Origin of the sequence: Thalassolituus pacificus, from assembly GCF_025318105.1 — a bacterium.
GTDB lineage: Bacteria > Pseudomonadota > Gammaproteobacteria > Pseudomonadales > Oceanobacteraceae > Venatoribacter > Venatoribacter pacificus.
In genome coordinates this window covers 218,348-239,845 of sequence record NZ_JAOANI010000019.1, presented here as the reverse complement: position 1 = coordinate 239,845, position 21,498 = coordinate 218,348, and the positions used below count along the sequence as shown (strand labels likewise).

At 54.9% G+C, this 21,498-nt stretch carries 21 protein-coding genes; 12 read left to right on the top strand and 9 right to left on the bottom strand.

Going from position 1 to position 21,498, the window contains the following annotated elements; all coding sequences use genetic code 11:
- Nucleotides 1–58: 58 nt before the first annotated feature.
- From NYR02_RS11685 to NYR02_RS11660, 6 genes are all read left to right on the top strand, one after another.
- On the top strand, nucleotides 59–1,096 hold the full coding sequence (locus tag NYR02_RS11685; RefSeq protein ID WP_260976538.1) for an MBL fold metallo-hydrolase: 1,038 nt from the start codon (nucleotides 59–61) through the stop codon (nucleotides 1,094–1,096).
- Nucleotides 1,093–1,611 carry a late promoter transcription accessory protein gene (locus NYR02_RS11680; RefSeq protein WP_260976537.1) on the top strand — a complete coding sequence of 173 codons (519 nt, stop codon included), beginning with the start codon at nucleotides 1,093–1,095 and terminating at the stop codon, nucleotides 1,609–1,611. Before NYR02_RS11685 ends, NYR02_RS11680 begins: the two co-directional genes overlap by 4 nt.
- Nucleotides 1,612–1,715: 104 nt before the next feature.
- Nucleotides 1,716–2,273, top strand: a complete 558-nt coding sequence (locus NYR02_RS11675) for a hypothetical protein (protein ID WP_260976536.1) — start codon at nucleotides 1,716–1,718, stop codon at nucleotides 2,271–2,273.
- Between the two features lie 100 nt (nucleotides 2,274–2,373).
- Entirely contained in the window at nucleotides 2,374–3,708 is a 1,335-nt protein-coding gene (trhP, locus tag NYR02_RS11670; RefSeq protein WP_260976535.1) for a prephenate-dependent tRNA uridine(34) hydroxylase TrhP, read from the top strand.
- 140 nt (nucleotides 3,709–3,848) lie between these two features.
- Nucleotides 3,849–5,150, top strand: coding sequence for an ABC transporter substrate-binding protein (locus NYR02_RS11665; RefSeq protein WP_260976534.1), 1,302 nt, complete (start codon nucleotides 3,849–3,851; stop codon nucleotides 5,148–5,150).
- Complete coding sequence (locus NYR02_RS11660; RefSeq protein WP_260976533.1) at nucleotides 5,147–5,764, top strand: RluA family pseudouridine synthase; 618 nt, start codon at nucleotides 5,147–5,149, stop codon at nucleotides 5,762–5,764. The genes NYR02_RS11665 and NYR02_RS11660 overlap by 4 nt, the downstream gene beginning before the upstream one ends.
- Before the next feature lie 90 nt (nucleotides 5,765–5,854).
- Here the strand turns inward: NYR02_RS11660 and NYR02_RS11655 are convergent, their stop codons facing one another.
- The 8 genes from NYR02_RS11655 to NYR02_RS11620 all read right to left on the bottom strand — a co-directional run bounded on the left by NYR02_RS11655 (nucleotide 5,855) and on the right by NYR02_RS11620 (nucleotide 11,814).
- Nucleotides 5,855–6,562, bottom strand: coding sequence for a lipoprotein intramolecular transacylase Lit (locus NYR02_RS11655; protein WP_260976532.1), 708 nt, complete (start codon nucleotides 6,560–6,562; stop codon nucleotides 5,855–5,857).
- Complete coding sequence (locus tag NYR02_RS11650) at nucleotides 6,559–7,401, bottom strand: alpha/beta fold hydrolase (protein WP_260976531.1); 843 nt, start codon at nucleotides 7,399–7,401, stop codon at nucleotides 6,559–6,561. Before NYR02_RS11650 ends, NYR02_RS11655 begins: the two co-directional genes overlap by 4 nt.
- Nucleotides 7,398–8,183: an alpha/beta fold hydrolase gene (locus NYR02_RS11645; RefSeq protein ID WP_260976530.1), complete on the bottom strand. Its 786-nt coding sequence runs from the start codon at nucleotides 8,181–8,183 to the stop codon at nucleotides 7,398–7,400. The genes NYR02_RS11650 and NYR02_RS11645 overlap by 4 nt, the downstream gene beginning before the upstream one ends.
- 98 nt (nucleotides 8,184–8,281) lie before the next feature.
- Nucleotides 8,282–8,746 carry a phosphohistidine phosphatase SixA gene (sixA, locus tag NYR02_RS11640; RefSeq protein WP_260976529.1) on the bottom strand — a complete coding sequence of 155 codons (465 nt, stop codon included), beginning with the start codon at nucleotides 8,744–8,746 and terminating at the stop codon, nucleotides 8,282–8,284.
- Between the two features lie 17 nt (nucleotides 8,747–8,763).
- Nucleotides 8,764–9,042 (bottom strand): DUF4389 domain-containing protein, encoded by a 279-nt coding sequence (locus tag NYR02_RS11635; RefSeq protein ID WP_260976528.1) that lies wholly within the window; start codon nucleotides 9,040–9,042, stop codon nucleotides 8,764–8,766.
- Between the two features lie 45 nt (nucleotides 9,043–9,087).
- Complete coding sequence (locus tag NYR02_RS11630; RefSeq protein ID WP_260976527.1) at nucleotides 9,088–10,113, bottom strand: NAD(P)H-dependent glycerol-3-phosphate dehydrogenase; 1,026 nt, start codon at nucleotides 10,111–10,113, stop codon at nucleotides 9,088–9,090.
- Between the two features lie 37 nt (nucleotides 10,114–10,150).
- Nucleotides 10,151–10,645, bottom strand: coding sequence for an STAS domain-containing protein (locus NYR02_RS11625; RefSeq protein ID WP_260976526.1), 495 nt, complete (start codon nucleotides 10,643–10,645; stop codon nucleotides 10,151–10,153).
- The gene (locus tag NYR02_RS11620; protein ID WP_260976525.1) at nucleotides 10,642–11,814 is read right to left on the bottom strand and encodes a PP2C family protein-serine/threonine phosphatase; all 1,173 of its coding nucleotides are present in this window, start codon (nucleotides 11,812–11,814) and stop codon (nucleotides 10,642–10,644) included. Before NYR02_RS11620 ends, NYR02_RS11625 begins: the two co-directional genes overlap by 4 nt.
- A gap of 280 nt (nucleotides 11,815–12,094) precedes the next feature.
- Between NYR02_RS11620 and NYR02_RS11615 the strand changes: the two genes are divergently transcribed.
- A complete protein-coding gene (locus NYR02_RS11615; RefSeq protein ID WP_260976524.1) occupies nucleotides 12,095–12,397 on the top strand; it encodes a PilZ domain-containing protein in 303 nt (100 codons plus the stop codon).
- A gap of 60 nt (nucleotides 12,398–12,457) precedes the next feature.
- Here the strand turns inward: NYR02_RS11615 and nfuA are convergent, their stop codons facing one another.
- A complete protein-coding gene (nfuA, locus tag NYR02_RS11610; RefSeq protein ID WP_260976523.1) occupies nucleotides 12,458–13,048 on the bottom strand; it encodes a Fe-S biogenesis protein NfuA in 591 nt (196 codons plus the stop codon).
- A 143-nt stretch (nucleotides 13,049–13,191) separates the two neighbouring features.
- Here nfuA and metH point away from each other — a divergent pair, with 143 nt between their 5' ends.
- The 5 genes from metH to NYR02_RS11585 all read left to right on the top strand — a co-directional run bounded on the left by metH (nucleotide 13,192) and on the right by NYR02_RS11585 (nucleotide 21,389).
- Nucleotides 13,192–16,902: a methionine synthase gene (gene metH / locus NYR02_RS11605; RefSeq protein WP_260976522.1), complete on the top strand. Its 3,711-nt coding sequence runs from the start codon at nucleotides 13,192–13,194 to the stop codon at nucleotides 16,900–16,902.
- A gap of 3 nt (nucleotides 16,903–16,905) precedes the next feature.
- On the top strand, nucleotides 16,906–18,264 hold the full coding sequence (locus tag NYR02_RS11600) for an MATE family efflux transporter (RefSeq protein ID WP_260976521.1): 1,359 nt from the start codon (nucleotides 16,906–16,908) through the stop codon (nucleotides 18,262–18,264).
- Nucleotides 18,265–18,297: 33 nt separating this feature from the next.
- Nucleotides 18,298–19,089, top strand: a complete 792-nt coding sequence (locus tag NYR02_RS11595) for a glycerophosphoryl diester phosphodiesterase (protein WP_260976520.1) — start codon at nucleotides 18,298–18,300, stop codon at nucleotides 19,087–19,089.
- Between the two features lie 166 nt (nucleotides 19,090–19,255).
- Nucleotides 19,256–20,917 carry a nitrite/sulfite reductase gene (locus NYR02_RS11590; RefSeq protein WP_260976519.1) on the top strand — a complete coding sequence of 554 codons (1,662 nt, stop codon included), beginning with the start codon at nucleotides 19,256–19,258 and terminating at the stop codon, nucleotides 20,915–20,917.
- On the top strand, nucleotides 20,901–21,389 hold the full coding sequence (locus tag NYR02_RS11585; RefSeq protein ID WP_260976518.1) for a DUF934 domain-containing protein: 489 nt from the start codon (nucleotides 20,901–20,903) through the stop codon (nucleotides 21,387–21,389). The genes NYR02_RS11590 and NYR02_RS11585 overlap by 17 nt, the downstream gene beginning before the upstream one ends.
- Nucleotides 21,390–21,498: the final 109 nt, after the last annotated feature.

Genomic DNA, 21,498 nt, shown 5'->3' with positions numbered 1-21,498 from the left:
CCTGCGGCCGTCAAGGCTACAATCGCGCCCTTACATTCTCTGACCTGATATAACAATAATGAACAGACTACGACCTCACCTGCTGCTGACAGTACTTCTGGCCCTGATCTCCGGCTGCTCCACGAAGCTGCATATCCCAACCTATGACGATGCCCCGGCAACAGCACCGGCCAGGATGCAACACCCTCTCAGTATTCAGTATCTGGGGGTTGGCGGCCATCTGATCAAATATGATGGTGTCACCCTGCTGACCGCCCCGTCCTTTACCAATCCTCACTTTATGCGGGTCGGGCCTTTTATGCCCATCAGCACAGACAAAGAACGGGTCGATCAATACCTGCCGGATGTATCCGACGCTGAAATGATTTTGGTTGGCCACGCTCATTACGACCATCTGATGGACGTGCCCTACATCATGAATCAATACGCGACCAAAGCAGACGTCTACGGCTCCCGCACCATGGCCAATACACTGATGCCTGCCGTTGCCAAAGAACGGATTCATGTGATGAACGATTTGATGGGCAACGTCAGCAAACCCGGTGAATGGGTTTACAGCCACAGCGGCCGCATTCGCATCATGGCGCTGGAGTCCTTTCATGCGCCGCATTTTATGGGCATGAAATTCATGCAAGGCACGTATGAAGAGCCACAGGAATCATTGCCGTGGCACGCCTTTGGCTGGAAAGAAGGCCAGACACTGGCGTTCCTGATTGATTTTCTCGACCAGAACAAGCAGCCCGCTTACCGTATTTTTTACCAGGACTCGGCCAGCCAGGAACCATTAGGCCTGGTACCCACACTGGATGATCAGAAAGACATCGACATTGCCGTTCTCTGCCCGGCGTCCTTCTCGCAGGTCGATAACTATCCTGAATCCATTGTTAAAAACACCCGGGCCAAACATTTTATTCTGGGCCACTGGGAAGACTTCTTTGCCAACGACCTCAGCGGCGAACAACGTTTCGTGCGCAACACCAACCAGGACGACTTTATCGAACGCTTAAATGCCGTTCTGCCGGCCGGCAGCGACTGGACCCTGCCGGCTTTATTCAGCATCCAATACTTCGGTCCCGAAGGAGCATTACCACAGTGACAACCACTCCGATTCAGCGCGCCAGCCTGTGCGCAGCCATTGCCAGTATCAACTTGCCGCACATCAGTTTCTGGTGTGAACAGCAGGACTGCGACCCGGAGCCCTACCGCAAGCTGCTGAGCAAAGTGCTGTCTTATTTGCGCGGCGAGCTGAAATCGGAGGCCAACCTGCTGCGTTTCCACGAAGCATTTTCAGAATGGCGACTGGCCCAGAACGAAGAAGACTCACTGTCTTACCGTATTCTGGAAGCCAGCTGTGCAGCCCTGTACAGCGCCACAGAAACCCTGTTTGATGCCGAATGCGATGACCTCGACCTGCTGCGCCAAAGCCTCAACAGCATCTACGACGAAATGGACGAATTAGGCGCCGAAACCGCAGACCTGCGCGAGTACTGGCGCAGCCTGCAATCCGAATGGCAGGGACTGGTGACGGACAGTAGCCGCATCCCGCTGCCCAAAGCCTTTTTTCTGTGGCTGAAAGAAGCCGACGTCAGCTTGTTCGGGCTGGCAGACTGAGGCAGGATGTCAGTCAGGGCACCTCTGAAATATTCAGCTGTGTCCCGGCCAAACAGCAACACAGGGTGGCCGTGCCACCGCATACCATGGACCAAGGAACTGTTATGAGAAAGATTTCCGTTGCATTTAAAACGCTCACGCTGACATTAACACTGGCAGCCAGCGCACTGAGCAGCGCCTCTCCGGCATCGATGGAAACTCTGCGGTTGCGCGACCAGCACGATACGCCCATCAAAATATCATCGAATGTCCGTTTCGTGATTTTTGCTCATGACATGCCAGGCAAAGATCTGGTGAAAGACATGCTGAAAAAAGCGGATGAAAACTACCTGACGGAACATCACGCCCTGTTTGTCGCCGATGTCAGCGGTATGCCGCGTATTATCGCGCGCATGTTTGCTTTCCCGGCGATGCGCAAAGCACCTTATCAGATCCTGATCGATGAAGTCGGCAGCCGCACCAGTGACTGGGAACGCGAGGATTCAGCCGTCACCCTGTTCCGCCTGCAGGAATTTGCCGTGACTGGTTACGAATTTATCGACACCCCGGAAGCACTCGCCGCCGCCATTAACAGCAGCGCCGATGCGGCTGGGGAAGCAGTACAGACCGACACGGCAACTGAGCCAAGCGCTAACACCAGCGAAACACCGGCCAGCGAATAGACACAGCGCAAGTTTACGGCACCTTTGCCCCTCCCCGGGCTGCGACCGCTTTCTGCAGCCTGATATAATGCCCGGGTTTTTTATCCGGGCATTTGCTTTTATGACACCAGAATTACTCTCTCCCGCAGGCACCGTACGCAACATGGAATACGCCTTTGCCTATGGTGCCGATGCCGTTTACGCCGGCCAGCCACGTTACAGCCTGCGCGTACGCAACAACGATTTCACCCTCGACAATCTCGCCTATGGCATTGGTCGCGCCCACGAACTGGGCAAACAGTTTTACGTCGCCAGCAATATCGCGCCGCACAACAGTAAAATCGACACCTATATGCGTGACATTGAACCGGTGATTGGCATGCAGCCCGATGCGCTGATCATGTCCGATCCGGGCCTGATTATGATGGTCAAAGATCGCTGGCCGGATCAGGTGATTCACCTGTCGGTACAGGCCAACGTGGTGAACTATGCCTCGGTTGAATTCTGGCGCCGCCAGGGCGTGAGCCGCATCATCCTGTCACGCGAACTGTCGCTGGATGAAATTGCCGAGATCCGCCGCCGCTGCCCGGAAATGGAAATCGAAGTCTTCGTTCACGGCGCACTGTGTATTGCCTATTCCGGACGCTGCCTGCTGTCTGGCTATATGAACCACCGCGATCCGAATCAGGGCACCTGCACCAATGCCTGTCGCTGGAAATACGACGCCCACGAAGCGCAGGAAACCCTGTCCGGTGACGTAATCCCGGCCGGTGTAAACGAATTTGACCCTACGCTGGGGATTGGTCAGCCATCTGATAAGATTTTCCTGCTGCAGGAAGGCAACCGCGATAACGAATACATGCCGGCCTTCGAAGATGAGCATGGCACTTACATCATGAATTCAAAGGATCTGCGCGCCATCCAGCATATCGAAAAGCTGGTGGAGCTGGGCGTACACTCACTGAAAATCGAAGGCCGCACCAAATCACACTACTACGTTGCCCGCACCGCTCAGGCCTACCGCAAAGCCATTGACGACGCCGTAGCCGGTCGTCATTTCGATAAAAACCTGATGGACACGCTGGAAAACATGTCCAACCGTGGTTACACCGAAGGTTTCTTCCGCCGCCATGTACACGATGAGTATCAGAATTATGAGCGTGGCAGCTCACTCAGCACCCGCCAGCAATTTGTTGCCGAGGTAATTGCCAGCGACGATAAAGAGCTGACCCTTGATGTTAAAAACCGCTTCGAAACCGGCGACGCACTGGAACTGATGACCCCGGCGGGTAACATCAACTTCACTCTCAGTCACCTTACCGACCACAACGACAAGCCCCGCGACGACGCACCAGGTTCAGGCTTTGTCGTCAAAATCCCCCGCCCACAGGGCACCCGCGGAGAAGATCTGAGCAAAGCGCTGCTGATTCGCAACCTGCCGGAATTAAGCGCCTGAGGCCGGGTCAAACGAGCAGCCAAGCGGACGAACTGTGTGCAGATACAAGGGACAAGGTTTCTCTGTAAGGGAAGCCTTATCTATCGTTAACCGGGCTCAACCGCTAAACTCACCAATAAATAACAACACTTGGGGATGCTATGAAATTCGCACTGCAACCTGTGCTGTTCATCGCTTGCATGCTGTTCGGTTTTACCGTTCAGGCCGCAGACGATGCACCGCGCACCACCGTAGAAACCACAGCCAAAGCCATGACCGACCGTCTGTTGAGTGATCGGGAGCTGGTGCAAACCCAGGAAAACTACGTTGAACAGCTGGTAGATGAGTTATTACTGCCGGTGGTTGACCACGTCTATATGGCCAAACGGGTACTGGGCAAGTACTGGAAGCGGGCATCGATGGAACAGCAGAAGACGTTTACCAGCGCTTTTAAAGAAAAGGTGATCCGTACCTACGCCGGAGCCTTCCGCGCCTTTGATGGACAAAATATTCTGTTTGAAGATTCGCGCCTCAACAAAGAAGGCAATCAGGCCATTGTTAAAAGTGAGATTCAGCGCGTAGGTGCCACACCAATCCGGGTGGATTACAAACTCTACCTGAGTAAAAACCGCTGGCAGGTCTATGACGTTATTATTGAAGGCGTCAGTCTGACCAAAAGCTTCCGCGATCAGGTCTCCCTAAGCATTGAGCAGGACGGGCTGGCGCAGGCCATCTCCAAACTGGCAGACGAATACAAGAGCGCCGCACCCACAGTAAAGCTGGGGGCACGCGCATGGGGACCGTATCTGGGCAGTAACCTGCCGGGTTCGGGCCTTGCCGCCGACATCGTTACGACGGCCTTCGCGCGTGCCGGTTATCAGGTCGAACTGGTGTTTGCTCCGGCCCTGCGGATTGAAGAAGACACCAGTGCCGGCCAGCTGCAGGGCGAGATTGCCGCATGGCAGCCTGAACAACCATCCGCCACACAGATTTACTCTGCCCCTTACCTCGAAAATACGCTCGTATTTATCAAACGTGAAAACGACCCGTTTGATTACGACAGCCCCGCACAATTGCAACAGCAGCTGACCGATAAAGCCTATCGCCTGGGCATCTTCGAGGGCGTCGATTATGGCCGCGAATTCAGCCGCATTGCGCCGTTGTTTCAGTTGCAGACGCTGGATTACTGCTCACAACTGTTCCGCGAAGTGGCCGGTAAATCACTCGACCTGGCACTGGTGGACTCCTGGATGGCCGATATTGAGCTGAGCAGCAAGGAACATATTGCCAACCACCTGCAAATCGTCCCCACGCCTTTGGCGAGCCTTGGCCTGCGTGTTAGTATCGCGCGCTCTGCAGACGGGGCCAAAACCCTGATTCAGGCATTCAATACCGGGCTTGAGCGTATTAAAGCCGACGGTACCTACCAATCTTTGCTGAAAAAACACAACTACCCACAATGACCCCTCTTGATATCATTCTGGCCGATGACGACATCATCATTCTGAACAAACCCGCCGGCCTGCTGAGCGTTCCCGGTCGCTATATTCCGGAGTCCGCTTTTTCACTGCTGGCCGAACAATTCGGCGAGCTGCATGTCATTCACCGCCTTGATCGTGACACCTCCGGAATCATTGTCTTCGCTCGCCACAAAGCAGCACTGACCCATGTGCAGCAGCAATTCGAAAAACAGAAAACCCGTAAAGTGTATGAAAGTCTGGTGATTGGCCAACTTAAAGGCAACTGGGGCTGTGTAAATCTGCCCATTTGTGTCGACTGGCCCAATCGTCCACTGCAGAAAATCAGCCACGTTAACGGCCGCTATGCACTGACGCGCTGGAAGCGCCTGGCGCAGGATGCGGAAACCACCCGCGTTGAAATGTACCCCAAAACCGGACGCTCTCATCAGCTGCGTCTGCATATGCTGAATCTGGGCCACCCGATTGTTGGTGATGTGTTTTATGCCGGCGACAGCGCAAAAGAACAGCCGCGCATGATGCTGCATGCGCGTGAACTGGATTTTACCCACCCGGGCACAGGCGAAGCGTTACAGATTGTCTGTCCTACTCCCTTCTGACTTCAGGCTTTTTTTGATTTAGCACCCGCTCGGCTTTAGGCCCGGCGGTTTAATATCAGAAATATTAAACCGCCCCTCAGGCCCAACACACTATCGGGCCCGGATCATGCGCTGCAGTAACAGTACAAACAGCGTAAAAAACAGCATCCCGCCAGCAATAATCGCCAACGCAATGCCGCCAAACAGCACCGGTGCTTTCATCAGCGTACTCATCAGCGACTCCTGATAATAAAAAAACCACTGATGGTTATCGGGGAAAATCCACACATGCAGTTGGTAAAACACCGCTTTCGGGCCAATGACCAGCACCCCGGCAGCCGTTACGGCAAGCACACCCAGCAACCAGAATAACTGCTGTTTCCAGCGTGGTGCCGTACGCTGCCATAACAAACCCGCCAGCAGTAACAGTGTGGCTAAGGCAATCACCAGCGAGGTGCGGTAAAGCACATCAATCAGATTGGCCACGTCCTGCAAGTGGGTTATTTCCGCCTGACGCAATAACGCCACCGACTGCTCGGCCCGATCAAAACGGATGTCCGCCAGGCCTTGTCCATGTTGATGCACCGCCACACTGATGGCATCAAACAACTGCACATGCCCTGCTTTATCCAGCGACTCCAGACCCGCAATGTAACGGTTTTGCGGCCCGAAGCGCTCAATATGAGCACCAATGTCATACCAGTCGTACCAGAATCCGTAACTGTAATCCTGCTTGGCCTGCAGCAGCCAGCTCAGCGCCAGACAGGTGATAAAACCACCCAGCAACGTCAGGAACCATAACCCCTGGATTTTCTTCATATCAGATCCTTCCAGAAACGGTTAATACGCTCGGCCAGTGCAGACACCGTCGTTTCTTCCAGGTGAAAATGGTGATGTCCGGGCAGCGTTTCCAACACGCCTTGCGGCAGATGCGGCATCCGCATATCAAACATGCTCCGTGGAATCAGCCCTTGCTGTGCACACAGCACCAGTGCCGGCATGGTCATGCGTGCCATAAAGGCTTCAATCTGCGGCTCAGTCAGCCGAACCCGCGACGTGGCGCGCAAGCGTGAATCTGTGCGCCAGCCAACCCCTTCTTCCCGCGCCTGCAGATTGCGCTCGACCACCGGCCAGATACATTCAGCACTAAGCTCCGGGTTTTGCCGAACGCGGGCAGTCAGAGCATCTTCTGGTGTGTCATAGGTACGCGGGTTCGTGTTTTTGGCCGGCGCGATCACGGATTTGGCCAACTGCTCCGGTGCCTGTGGTGCTGGGGTCGACATCGGCCCCAGCGCATCCAGTGCAACATAGGACGCAATTTTGTCCGGAAAGGCGCCAGCCAGCAGCATACCAACCGCTGAGCCCATGGAGTGTCCCAGTACATGCACAGGCGCATCGACAACCGCCAGTAAGTCGTATAACGGTTCAATAGACGACCAGATGGCATAGTCGCCGCCCTCGCCTAACCAATCGGAATGGCCGTGCCCCGGTAAGTCCGGCGCAATCACACACACATTCTGCAACCGCGGTGCCAGACGGGAAAACGTCGCCGAATTATCAAGCCAGCCGTGCAGGGCCAGTACTTTAGGCAAGCGCTCATCTCCCCACTGCAATCCCTGCAGGGTGCCGAAACGGCAATGCCACTCAACGGACTTCATGCCAATAGCTCTCCTAATAACTGATGAATCACCGCAGCTGTCTGTTCCGGACGTTCCAGCGGAAACATATGACTGCCCGGCAACCAGCGTACTTTCATGCCCAGGCGGCTTTGCATATAAGCGCCATTCAGACGGCGAAATACTTTACTATGCTCACCACCGACCGCAGCACCGGGAACCCTGAGGCCAGAGCGTACACGCAGATTATGCGGCACGGTGCGGTAGATTTTCATTTCGATCTCCGGATCAAAGCGCAGTGCCACGCCGTTTTCTGTCGGCGCTGTTCCGCTTTGCACATAATCTTTAAGGCAACGCTCGTCGAAGTAACGCAGCAACGATTTACCGCGAAAATAATCCATGGCCTCCGCCGTCGATGGCCACTCGCTGCGCCGTCCTTCCGTCCGCCCTGCCGGGGTGACTTTGTCGACCATGCCCAAGCGCTTAACCAGTCGCAGACCGTTTGCCTCCAGAGGGGACAGCGCCGGAGAATCGAGCATGATCAGGGCTTTAATCAGATCGGGACGTTTCACCGCCACCATCAGGCTGAGCAAACCGCCCAGCGAATGACCGACAGCGATCACGGGCTGCTTGTAATGTCGCTCAAAATAATGGATCAGTTCTGATTCCAGATGACGCCAGTTATCGGTGACCGGATAGTCCGGATTGTGACCAATACGGTCAATGCTGCGTACATCGTAATGGGCAGACAGTGATTCAAATAACACCCGGTAAGTACCGGCCGGAAAACCATTAGCGTGGGAAAAATGGAGAATGTCTTTCATAAGCGGACGCAATAAAAAAACGCAACGCTAAAGCGATGACCGCAACAACACAAGGGGGAATCCGGCCGTTATCGCAATATAACCGCCGGGGGTGCTGATCAGAGGCCGTCGAGCACCGGATACCAGACGGCATCAACACTCATACAGCCTGCAGCAGCCAGATCACCCTGCAGAATCCAGCACTCGGCTGGCGACCAGGGCTGGTCATAGAGCTGACCATCAACCAGCATGGCGGCCAGGTGGCCGACCAGTGGTAAGTGCGACACCAGAATCAGATCCTGCTCCTGAGCAGTCAGATCGTTCAGCAATTGCTGAACATCACCGTCCGGCACCAGATGAGGCATGGTTTCAACCGGCAATGTCAGGCTGTCGGCGATCGCTTGCGCCGTTTGCCGCGCACGCAGAAAAGGGCTGGCCAGAATACGGGGGTTATTAAACGCTTGCTGGGCCAGCCAGTGGCCAGCCCCAACCGCCTGAGCTTCTCCGCGCTCAGTCAAACCACGATTCTGATCCTGAACGGCTCCGCTGACCGCAGAGCCATGACGAACAATACAGATTTTCACTCGGCAAAAGCCTTATTTCAGTTTTTACTGTCCGGCCAGTCCTGAAACGGAAAAGGCTTTTCATCGCTGGCACCAGACAGGTAGTGAATAATTTGCTTCACATACTCGCCAAGCGCCTGGCCAAATTCGGTCAATGACGCATTAGGCTCGCCAGATACCAAACGGAATACCCACTGCACCAGCGTAATCAGCAGCAACAGCACATCCAGCACCCGATAAACGATGAAAAATCCGACGATGTAGAGCGTTTTCAACCAAAATGCGTCGGATGTGACATTTTCTTTAAAATCTTTCATTTCTGACCTCATGAATAAAATTGCGCAACGACCATCATGCCGCGTTTATATGTCACAGCGGGGTAAAGCAAACTCCACATCGGAGGCGTGTTCCCCGGTCATCAGACCCTGCGCAACCACCCTGGGATTGGCACCATTGAACAACACCTCATAGGCACCCATCACCAAGGGCATATAAATACTTAATTCCTGCGCTTTTGCCCTGACATAACGCAAGGTATTCACACCTTCTGCCACTTCGCCCAGTTCGTCCACAGCCTCTGCCAGACTTTTGCCCTGACCGATGGCGTAACCAACCCGGTAATTGCGGCTCAATGGCGACGTACAGGTAACCACCAGATCGCCCACCCCGGCCAGGCCCAGAAAGGTGAGCGGATTCGCACCCAGCGCCACGGCAAAACGGCTCATCTCGGCCAGTGAGCGGGTAATAATCATACTGCGGGTATTTTCGCCCATCCCCAGCGCGGCAACAAAACCGGATACGATGGCGTAGATATTTTTCAGAGCACCGCTCAGCTCAACCCCATAGAGGTCATTGGAGGCGTACACGCGGAAATACGGACAGCTCAGTGCTTCCTGAATATTACGTCGTAAGTCACTGTTTTCACTGGCTATAACGGTTGCCGCCAGTTCACGCTTAGCAATTTCTTTTGCAAGATTCGGTCCGCTGAGAACCCCCACCGGGTTATCCGGACAAATTTCCGCCAGTACCTGACTCATCAGCAGAAAACCATCCGGCTCGATGCCTTTGGTGGTGCTGACCAGCGCTTGCTCCGGCGTCAGTTCGGCCGAAAAAGACGATACAACTTCACGCACCGACTTACTGGGCACCGAAACAAAGATCACCTCAGCCCCACGAATAGCGTCAAGCAAGTCGGTGGTCGCGGTCAGCGCCGGATTCAGGCTGACATCGGGTAAATACTGTGGATTGGAGTGTTGTTCATTAATGCTGCGTGCAACGTCATCGTTGCGCATCCACTGCACGGTATGAATGTGATTGTCGGCAAGAATATTGGCTACTACTGTGCCAAAGCTGCCACCGCCGATTACGGCCGCCTTTTGGATGACCACTTAGCCCCCTTGGGTTTCGCAGAATGAATTTCAGCTGTTAAGAATGGAATCGGTCTGACTCAAGAGAATCAACCAACTCCCGGAATGCATCTTTATTTTTATCGTTCAGGCTCATCAGCACACGATGAGCGGAAATAACCTGCTCGCGTGCTTTATCCTCATCCACGGCATCCGCCGCCCACTCACGAAAATCCGCTTCATCGGAGAAGGGTTCATTAATGATATGAAAGACCTGATCAAAGCCCATGCTGAGCAGAATTCGGGTGATGCCCGGATTGGGACTGGAGATGGTGGGGGTGATGCCAAAACGTTCGCGGCAAATAATGGATATTTTAGCAATCTGACCCAGCGTCGTACTGTCGACCCCTTCCGCCAGTGACAAATCAACCAAGACATTATCGAAGTCCGGGTTGTTCAGTATGCCGTCCAGATAATGCTCCAGTGCCGAGCACAGATTAAGACGCACATCGCCGATCAGACGGATCACATGAATGCCTTTACAGAAGGCCACCTGAACTTTACCTGATGTCATAACACACCCCGGCCAATGGCAACCATAGCAATATCATCCGGAACTTCGGGTAAATCATCGATACCCAGCTCTGCGCATATTTGCTGAAGATCACCGCGACTGTTTGCCGCCACCTTCAATAACAAGGCTTCTTTATCATTCAAGGTCGGTTCCGCCATGATTTCCAGTATTCCGTCCGAAAACAACAACAAACTGAACGGCTCTGGCAGTTGCAGCTCATAGTTCTGATATTCCGCTTCGCGGAACATACCGACGGGCATGCCACGGCCGGTCAGATACTCTGCCGAGCCATTCTGCAGCAATACCGGCATCGGGAAATGCCCTCCCACACTGTATTTCAGCATCAGGGTTTCCGTATCAATCACGCCATAAAACATCGTCAGGTGTTTTTCCAGCTCCGACGCCAAAAGCTCTGAATTAATGCGGTCCAGCACCTGAGATGGATGCAGCAGATCATCACTTGAGCCACGCTGCAGATTGCGGCGCAGACGGTACGTAAGATTTTTCAACAGTACTGTAACAAACGCCGATGACGCGCCATGACCGGAAACGTCGGCAATGTAAAACACCAACTGTTTGTCATCCAGCTCAAAATAATCGAGGAAATCGCCACTGAGCATCAATGAGGGAATAATTTTGTGATCACACTGAATCCCGTCCAGCTGCACCGGTTCGGGCAGCATGCGCAGCTGTGCCTGACGTCCGGCTTGCTGGTCATTGCGCAGCTCATCAAGGCCGCGTTTCAACTCAGTGTTGGTTTTTTCCAGATGTTCGCGATAGGCGTTATTGTCAGCTTCAAGCTCGGCGCGCTGCAGCGATTTTCTCAGCGAATGGTGCAGAACTTCCATATCAAGGATGGGCTTAACCAGATAATCGTCAGCCCCGAGGCGCAATGCTTTCACCACATCGTCCATAACCCCGGCGCCAGAGACGACAATAACCGGCAGCAATGGCTGTTCAAGCTTCAGTCGTTCAAGCAACTCAATGCCATTCAAACCCGGCATTTTGAGGTCACAGACAACGGCGTCGACGCTGTGCTCAGCCAACAACTGCAAAGCATCACGGCCACAGGCGGCCGACAGCACCTGATAATCATAGTCATCTAAAAAGGCAACCATGCTATCGCGGACGGTCGAATCATCGTCAATGACCAGCACTCTCGCGGCCATCAGTAACTCCCAGCATACGCTCAATTGGGGCGAACACTAACGTCATCTGCACCCCCTTGCAATCCCTAAAATCTCCGCTAACGGGCAAAAACCCTTCCGGATAGTCAGGTTTTGTAATGACGCAAAATATATTGCAGACAAACCCTTGATTTGGCAGGGCTTAAGGGGGTGAAACTATTAGCGGAAGACACTTATGGCACAGAGCATGCTGAATTTTTCTCAATGTACAAAAATTAGTCACCACGCTAGCATCGGGAGGACTCTAATAAGGAGAAAAACCATGTCCAGTCTGGCGAGAAACTACCAAGAAAAACGGAATTTCATCCGCATGCAGGTCTCGGCTCCGGCCACCCTGACGCTCAGCGATGGCAGCAGCTACGACCTGACCTGTCTGGACCTCAGCAGCAGCGGCGTGCAATTGCAACACTGCGAAGTCATCCCCATGGGCTTGAGCGGACGCCTGACGGTATCCAGCGGCGGCGGCTACACCACACCACTGGAAGCTCAGGTAACGATTTGCCGGGTCGAAGAAAATGGCAATGAAAGTTACCGCATCGGAGCCACCATCGACTCTTTTCTCTGAGCCTTAGCAGACACAAAAAAGCCAGCAACTGCTGGCTTTTTTGTGTCTGTTCTTCAGCGTTTACTTGAAGTAAGCATTGTCAGCTTTGGTGTGGTCGGTTACATCCCGCACCGCTTTCACTTCCGGAATTTTGGCAATTAACGATGCTTCAACGCCATCTTTCAGTGTCATATCGACTGCGCTGCAACCCTGGCAGCCACCGCCAAACTTCAGTACAGCCACGCCATCATCGGTCAGTTCAACCAAACTGACGTCACCGCCATGCGCCGCCAGGCCGGGATTGATTTCGGTGTACAGCAGATAATTGATGCGCTCATCCACCGGACTGTCAGAGGTGACCTTAGGCATTTTCGCATTCGGCGCTTTAATGGTCAGCTGCCCCCCCATGCGGTCTTTGGCGAAATCAATAACAGATTCTTCCAGATACGGGATGCTCATCGCCTCAACAAAGACGCGCAGCTTATCCATTCCCTGCAACACATCGCTGGCATGAACTTCATCCGGACGACAGTACGCCAGACAGGTCTCAGCGTATTTCGTGCCGGGCTGGGTAATAAAAACACGAACAGCCATCCCCTCAACGTTTTGCTTTTCCAGCAACTGAGCCAGATAATCTTCAGCATCCGGGGTGATGGTTACGTAGGTTGTCATAGTCTCTACCTCTATCAAGTGCCGCCATTGTAGCGAATTGGGCCGCCAGACGAAATACCCTAGTAAAATGGTTGGGTAAGACAAGCGTTTCCACCTCTGGTACAATCCCGCGCCATTTTTCCGGTTTAAGAAATCAGAGATTTATGAGTCAGACTACCTCTTCCCTTACGGCTATCCGCCAGCAGCGCATCGCCAGCTTGAAAGACAACCTGAAGCAACGCATCCATATTCTGGATGGCGGCATGGGCACGCTGATTCAGTCGCACATGCTGGAAGAAAAAGACTACCGTGGCAGCCGCTTTGCCGACATCACACAAGATGTTAAAGGCAACAACGATCTTCTGGTACTGACTCAACCCGACATCATCGCTGCTATTCATAAGCAGTATTATCTCGCCGGTGCGGACATTGTTGAAACCAACACTTTCAACTCCACCCGCGTATCCCAGGCCGACTACCAGATGGAAGATCTGGTGCCTGAGCTGAACCGTGAAGCGGCTGCCCTCGCCCGGCGCGTGGCCGATGAGGTCGAGCGCGAAACCGGCATCCCACGCTATGTCGCCGGGGTGCTGGGACCGACCAGCAAAACAGCATCGATTTCACCGGACGTTAACGACCCCGGCTACCGTGCCATCAGCTTTGACAAACTGGTTGAAGAATACGTTGAGGCAACCCACGGCCTGATGGACGGCGGTGCCGATCTCATCCTGATTGAAACCATCTTCGACACTCTGAACGCCAAGGCCGCTATTTTTGCCGCGCAGGAAGTGTTTGAGCAACGTGGCGAAGAACTGCCGATCATGATCTCCGGCACCATCACCGACGCCTCCGGCCGTACTTTGTCTGGCCAGACTGCTGAAGCGTTCTGGAACTCCGTTGCACACGCCCGCCCGCTGTCGGTCGGTCTGAACTGTGCATTGGGTGCCGAAGAACTGCGCCCACATGTCGAAGAATTATCGAAAAAGGTGAGCACCTTTATCTCCGCTCACCCGAACGCTGGCCTGCCAAACGAGTTCGGTGAATACGATCAGTCGGCGGCAGAAATGGCGGTTATCGTCGAAGAGTTTGCCGCATCTGGCTTCCTGAACATTGTCGGCGGCTGCTGTGGCACCACGCCTGCACACATTAAGGCGGTCGCCAAAGCGGTGGCCAAACACGCGCCACGCGCCCTGCCGACCATCAAGCCGGCCTGTCGCCTGGCCGGGCTGGAGCCGTTTAATTTTGATGAAACCAGCCTGTTTGTAAACGTCGGCGAACGCGCCAACGTCACCGGCTCGGCCAAATTCAAGCGCCTGATTATTGAAGAAAATTACGACGAAGCGCTGGAAATTGCCCGTCAGCAGGTGGAAAACGGTGCGCAGATCATCGACATCAACATGGACGAAGGGATGCTCGATTCCCAGGCAGCCATGGTGCGCTACCTCAATCTGATCGCCTCCGAGCCTGACATTGCCCGGGTGCCGATCATGGTCGACTCCTCCAAGTGGGAAATTATCGAAGCCGGTCTGAAATGCATTCAGGGCAAGGCCGTGGTCAACTCCATCAGTCTGAAAGAAGGCGAAGAAGAATTTATCGCCAAAGCCAAACGCTGCCTGCGTTATGGTGCCGCCGTAGTGGTCATGGCCTTTGACGAAGACGGCCAGGCCGACACCGAGCAGCGCAAAAACGAAATCTGTGAGCGCTCATACCGCGTACTGGTCGATAAAGTCGGCTTCCCGCCAGAAGACATCATCTTTGACCCGAACATCTTCGCCGTCGCCACCGGTATCGAAGAACACAACAACTACGCCGTTGACTTCATTAACAGCTGTAAGTACATCACCAACAACCTGCCCCACGCCAAGATCTCCGGCGGCGTCTCCAACGTATCGTTCTCTTTCCGTGGTAACGAACCGGTACGTGAAGCAATCCACTCGGTATTCCTTTATCACGCCATCCAGAATGGCATGAGCATGGGCATTGTTAACGCCGGTCAGCTGGCGGTATACGACGACCTGCCGGCGGAACTGAAAGAGCGCGTTGAAGATGTTGTCCTTAACCGTCGTGCCGATGGCACCGACCGCATGCTGGAAATCGCCGAAAAATACCGCGGCGACGGAAGCGTGCAGGAAAAAGAAACGGAAGAATGGCGTACCCTGCCGGTACGTGAGCGTCTGACCCACGCACTGGTCAAAGGCATCAACGCTTACGTTGAAGAAGACACCGAAGAAGCCCGCAAAGGCTTCGCGCGCCCGATTGAAGTGATCGAAGGCCCTTTAATGGACGGCATGAACGTCGTCGGCGACCTGTTCGGCTCGGGCAAAATGTTCCTGCCGCAGGTAGTGAAAAGCGCGCGCGTGATGAAACAGGCGGTCGCCTATCTGCTGCCGTACATCGAAGCGGAGAAAAACGGTAAATCAGAAACCCAGGGCAAGATCCTGATGGCCACCGTTAAAGGCGACGTGCACGACATCGGCAAAAACATCGTCGGCGTCGTTCTGCAGTGTAATAACTTCGAGGTGATCGACCTTGGCGTAATGGTACCGGCGGAGAAAATCCTCAAGATTGCCAAGGAAGAGAACGTCGACATCATCGGCCTGTCCGGCCTGATCACCCCATCATTGGATGAAATGGTGCACGTGGCGCGCGAGATGCAGCGTCTCGACTTCCAACTGCCATTAATGATCGGTGGTGCCACCACTTCAAAAGCGCACACCGCGGTAAAAATTGAGCCGCAGTACAAAAACGACATCGCCGTTTATGTTGCCGATGCTTCGCGTGCCGTCGGTGTGGCGCAGAAACTGGTCACCCCGGCCGCCAAGGCTGAATTCATTGCTGAGCGCCGCGATGAATACGAAGCCGTGCGTATCCGCAATGCCAACCGTAAAGCCAAAGCACTGCTGCCTTACGAAAAAGCCTGTGCCAATGCTTATCAGGGTGACTGGGACAATTACCAGCCACCCAAGCCAAATAAGCTGGGTATCACCGTTTACGAAGACTTTGATCTGGCCGATCTGGCCCAATACATCGACTGGACACCGTTCTTTATGTCCTGGGAACTGGCCGGCAAGTACCCGCGCATCCTCGAAGACGAAGTGGTTGGCGAAGCCGCCACCGCTCTGTTCAAAGATGCCCAGGCGATGCTGACCCGCATCATCGATGAAAAACTCTTTAACGCCCGTGGCGTGGTAGGCCTGTGGCCAGCCCAGCGCCGTGGTGCTGACGATATTGCCGTGTTCAACGAAGACCGCAGCGCGGAGCTGGCAGTCCTGCATCAGTTGCGTCAGCAAACGGATAAGCCAAACGATCAGCCAAACTACTCGCTGGCTGACTTTGTCGCGCCGGAAGGTACTGTCGATGACTACATGGGCGCTTTTGTGGTCACTGCCGGTATCGAAGCCGAAAAACTGGCCAACGATTACGAAGCCAGCCACGACGACTACAACAGCATCCTGATCAAAGCACTGGCCGACCGCCTGGCCGAAGCCTTTGCCGAGCGCCTGCATGAAATTGTGCGTAAGGATCTGTGGGGCTACGCCAGCGATGAGCAGCTGAGCAATGCCGAACTGATTAAAGAAAGCTACAAAGGCACCCGTCCGGCACCGGGCTATCCGGCTTGCCCGGACCACACCGAAAAAGCCACCCTGTTCCGCCTGCTCAATGCAGAGGCAGCCACTGGTGTCAGCCTGACCGAAAACTTTGCCATGACGCCGGCCGCCTCCGTCAGTGGCTGGTACTTCTCGCATCCGGATGCCAAATACTTTGGTTTGGGCAAAATCGACAAAGATCAGGTGACTGATATTGCCGCCCGTAAAGGGATGGACCTGGAGCAGATGGAGCGCTGGCTGGCCCCCAACCTCAGCTACGACCGCTGAGTTGTGAGCTGGCTGCTGCCGTTCAGTCGGCTGCTGCGGATTGAACCGCAGCGGCTGCTGCGCATTCTCACCATCGGCGTACCGATTATCGGCGGTATGCTGTCGCAGAGCCTGATCAATCTGGTCGATGCCGCCATGGTCGGTCGCCTGGGTGATGCCGCACTGGCCGGTGTTGGCGTCGGCGGCTACGCCACCTTTATTACCGTGTCGATGGTCATGGGACTGTCAGCCGGTGTGCAGGCATTGGTGGCAAGGCGCTTTGGTGCCGGTGAACATCAGCGTTTGTTTGAGCCATTAATTGCCGGTCTGCTTCTGGCGCTCGCCATCAGCCTGCCGCTTACCCTGCTGTTTATTCTGGCCGCACCTTACGTTATTCCGCTGTTCAGCGCGGATCCGCACGTTCTGGAGATTGCCGTACCGTATTTTGAATGGCGCACTCTGGCGACGGTCGCGGTCGGTATGAACTTCGTGTTTCGCGGCTTCTGGAATGGCATTGGCGAAGGTAAGACGTATCTGCAGACTCTGCTGATCATGCACCTGGTGAATGTCGGCGTCAGTTACCTGCTGATCTTTGGTGTCGGCAGCTGGCAAGGATTGGGCGCGGTAGGCTCCGGCATTGGCACCACCATCGCCCTGTTCTTTGGCAGCGCGCTGTATTTCTGGCAAACCTTTACCCGCCATCGCCAGCGCTTCCATGGCCACAACCGCACCCAGCGCAGTACGTTACTGAGCGTGATGCGCCTGGCTCTGCCCAACTCGGCCCAGCAAACGTTATTTGCCCTGGGGGTGAGCGTGCTGTTCTGGATTATTGGCCAGGTCGGTACTCAGGAGCAGGCCATTGGTCATATTCTGATCAGTCTTGGCCTGTTGCTGATTCTGCCGGCCGTTGGCCTCGGCATTGCCTCGACCAGCCTGGTCGGTCACGCCCTTGGTCGTGGTGATCGCGCTGACGCCTACCGCTGGGGCTGGGAGGTCGTGCGGGTCGCCATGCTGATGATGGCCCTGCTCGGTCTGCCGTTATGGCTGCTTCCCGATCTGGTTCTGCGCTTATTTACCCCGGAACAGCACCTGATCGAACTGGGGCGCTGGCCACTGCGCATTACCGGCATCAACATTGCGTTTGAAGTAACGGCCATGGTGCTGACGCAAGCCTTGCTGGGGGCCGGTGCCAGCCGTCAGGTGATGCACATCAACCTGTTAATGCAATGGGGCATCCTGCTGCCACTGGCGTTTCTGATCGGTCCGGTCGCCGGTTTTGGTCTGCTGGGAATCTGGTTGCTTCAGGGCGGACAACGTATTACGTTGTCGCTGATTTATGGCCTCATCTGGCGCTCACGCCGCTGGGCTCATATTTCTATTTAAACCCGTTTCAGATCAATCACACTGAGTCCTGCCATGCCAACCACGATTCCTTTTTCGAGCCCGGATGCTTACGAAGACATGAGTCCGGTGATTGCCCACCGCGGCGCCAGCGCTCATGCGCCGGAAAATACCCGTGCAGCCATTGAACTGGCGGCCCGTCAGGGAGCACAGTGGGTGGAGGTTGATGTCACCATTTCGGCCGATGGCATTGCCGTCATTCACCACGATGCCGATCTCAAGCGCTGCTCCGATGGCGACGGGCTGGTGATCCAGAAGCGCCTGGCGGAACTGAAGCAGCTCGATGTCGGCCGCTGGTTCAGTGATCAGTTCCGTGGCGAACAGATTCTGACCCTGTCGGAGCTACTGGCACTGGCCAGTCATCTGGAGCTTGGGCTGAACCTGGAAATCAAACCGACCATCGGGCGTGAGCCGGAAACCGTGTGGGCCATTCATAAAGCCTTACAGCAGGTTCACTTTGAGCAGCCACTGTTGCTCAGCAGCTTCAGCATCCACGCACTGCAGTCTGCGCGCCGGCATATGCCGCACATTACCCGCGCGCTAAATGTCGAAGCGATTCCGGCCGACTGGCAACACCGGCTGGAAGAAGCCGATTGCGCCGGACTGCATTTCGCCAAGGAGTTTTTCGATGCCGCACAGGTAAGTGCCATCCGTGATGCTGGCTACCATATGCTGGTGTTTACCGTAAACGATGCCGACACGGCGCAACGGCTGCTGCAGGCGGGCGTAGACGGCGTATTTACCGATATGCCTCAGCAATTGCAGCAAACACTGAAGGGAGCCCGCGCGGGCAGTTTTAACCACTGATCAGGCAGCGGAAAGCGGCGGCACAGTGAAGTCCGTGCCCCGCCGTATCTAGATCAAACGGTTATTTGTATATAGATAAATATTAATTTTAAGAATATACAAGCTCTGCTATCGTTCGCCGCCATAACGATTTCTCTAATAACCACAGGTTAGCAACCGGTTTTTTATGTACGTATACGATGAGTACGATCAGCAACTGCTGAATGAGCGCGTTGTCCAGTTTCAGGGGCAAATGCAGCGCTACCTCGCCGGCAAAATCGCCGAAGACGAGTTCCTGCCACTGCGCCTGCAAAACGGCATTTACGTGCAGCGTTATGCACCCATGCTGCGGGTTGCCGTGCCTTATGGTCAGATGAATTCTGCTCAAATGCGCGCGCTGGCTCGTGTTGCACGCGAATACGACAAAGGCTATGCCCACTTCTCCACACGCCAGAACGTTCAGTTTAACTGGCCAAAACTGGAGCAGTGCCCGCAGATTCTGGCCGATCTGGCCGAAGTGCAGATGCACGCCGTGCAGACCAGCGGTAACTGTATCCGCAACACCACCACCGACGAATACGCCGGGGTGATTGCAGAAGAAACCGTTGATCCGCGCCCGTACTGCGAAATCATCCGTCAGTGGTCTACCTTCCACCCGGAATTCGCCTTCCTGCCACGTAAGTTCAAAATTGCTGTGAATGCGGTTCCCGGTGCCGACCGTGCCGCGATTCAGGTACACGACATTGGCGTGAACATCATCCGCAATGCTGAAGGCCAGATTGGCTACCGTATTCTGGTCGGTGGCGGCCTCGGCCGTACGCCGATTATCGGTGAAGAAATCTGCAGTTTCCTGGCGGAAGAAGATCTGCTGACCTACCTCGATGCCATCATCCGCGTGTACAACCAGTTCGGTCGTCGTGACAACAAGTACAAAGCGCGTATCAAGATTCTGGTAAAAGCGCTGGGTGTTGAGCGTATGCGAGAGCTGGTCGAGGCCGAATGGCAACGCATTAAGAGCGGTGACAGCAAGCTGACCAGCGCTGAACTGGATCGAGTTAAGAAACACTTTACTGATCCGTCTTATTTGCCGCTGAGCGATGAACCTGCCGAGCTGACCTCAGCCCGCGCCGAAAACGCCGCCTTTGCCCGTTGGTTGCAGCGCAACGTCCGGGCGCACAAGCAAGCCGGCTATGCCGTGGTGGCCCTGACACTGAAACAGAAAGGCACACCACCGGGTGATGTGACCGCAGAGCAGATGGATCAGATTGCCGCCCTGGCGGACCAATACAGCTTTGGTGAAATCCGTTCGACTCACCAGCAAAATCTGGTACTGGCTGATGTTGAACAGCGCCAGTTGTTTGCTCTGTGGCAGGAAGCCAAGGCTCTGGGCCTGGCAACACCGACACTGGGTCTGCTGACCGATATGATCTGCTGCCCGGGTGGCGACTTCTGCGCCCTGGCCAACGCCAAATCCATTCCGGTGGCCGAAGCGATTCAGGCACGCTTTGACGATCTCGACTACCTGCACGATCTGGGCGAAATCGATCTGAACATTTCCGGTTGCATGAACGCCTGTGGTCACCACCACGTCGGCAATATCGGCGTACTGGGTGTCGACAAGAAAGGTGAAGAGTTCTATCAGATCTCCCTCGGCGGTAACGCTGGCGACAATACCTCGCTGGGCAAAATCCTGGGGCCATCCTTCGCCCGCGATCAGATGCCTGACATCATCGCCAAGATCCTCGACTTCTACGTTGCCAAACGCAACGAAGGTGAAACCTTCCTCGAGACCTACCGTCGTCTCGGTCACGACCCATTCAAGGAGGCGATCTATGGCCCAGCTCATTAAACAAGGCCAGCTCGTCAGCAACGACGAGTGGCACCTGATTGAAGACGACGCCATCATCGCGGATTACGGCATCATCAGCCTCAAGCGCTGGCAGGAAAACGCGGCCGCTCTGCTGCCGCTGGCACAGGCCGGTAAAATCGGCCTGCTGCTGAACAGCGATGAAACCGCCGACCAGATCGGCGATGATTGCCGTCAGTTTGTGCTGATTGCCGTGAATTTTCCGAAATTCAGTGATGGCCGGGGTTACAGCACCGCCCGCCTGCTGCGTGAGCGTCATGGCTTTAAAGGCGAATTACGTTCTGTCGGTGATGTTCTGATTGATCAGCTGTTTTTTATGAACCGCTGCGGCTTTAACAGCTTTGCCCTGCGCGACGATCAGGATCTGAACGATGCGCTGGCCGCTTTTGCGACCTTTACGGTGAGCTATCAGAACGACGTGAACGATCCGCGTCCACTGTTCCGCCGCCGCTAGTCCTTTCTGCCCCCACGCAGTGCTGACAATGTCAGATTCTGCGCCGGGGGCATGGCACATCCCCCGACCGTGCCGTACTCTTAGGTTTTGACTAAGCAGGCTCTCAGCA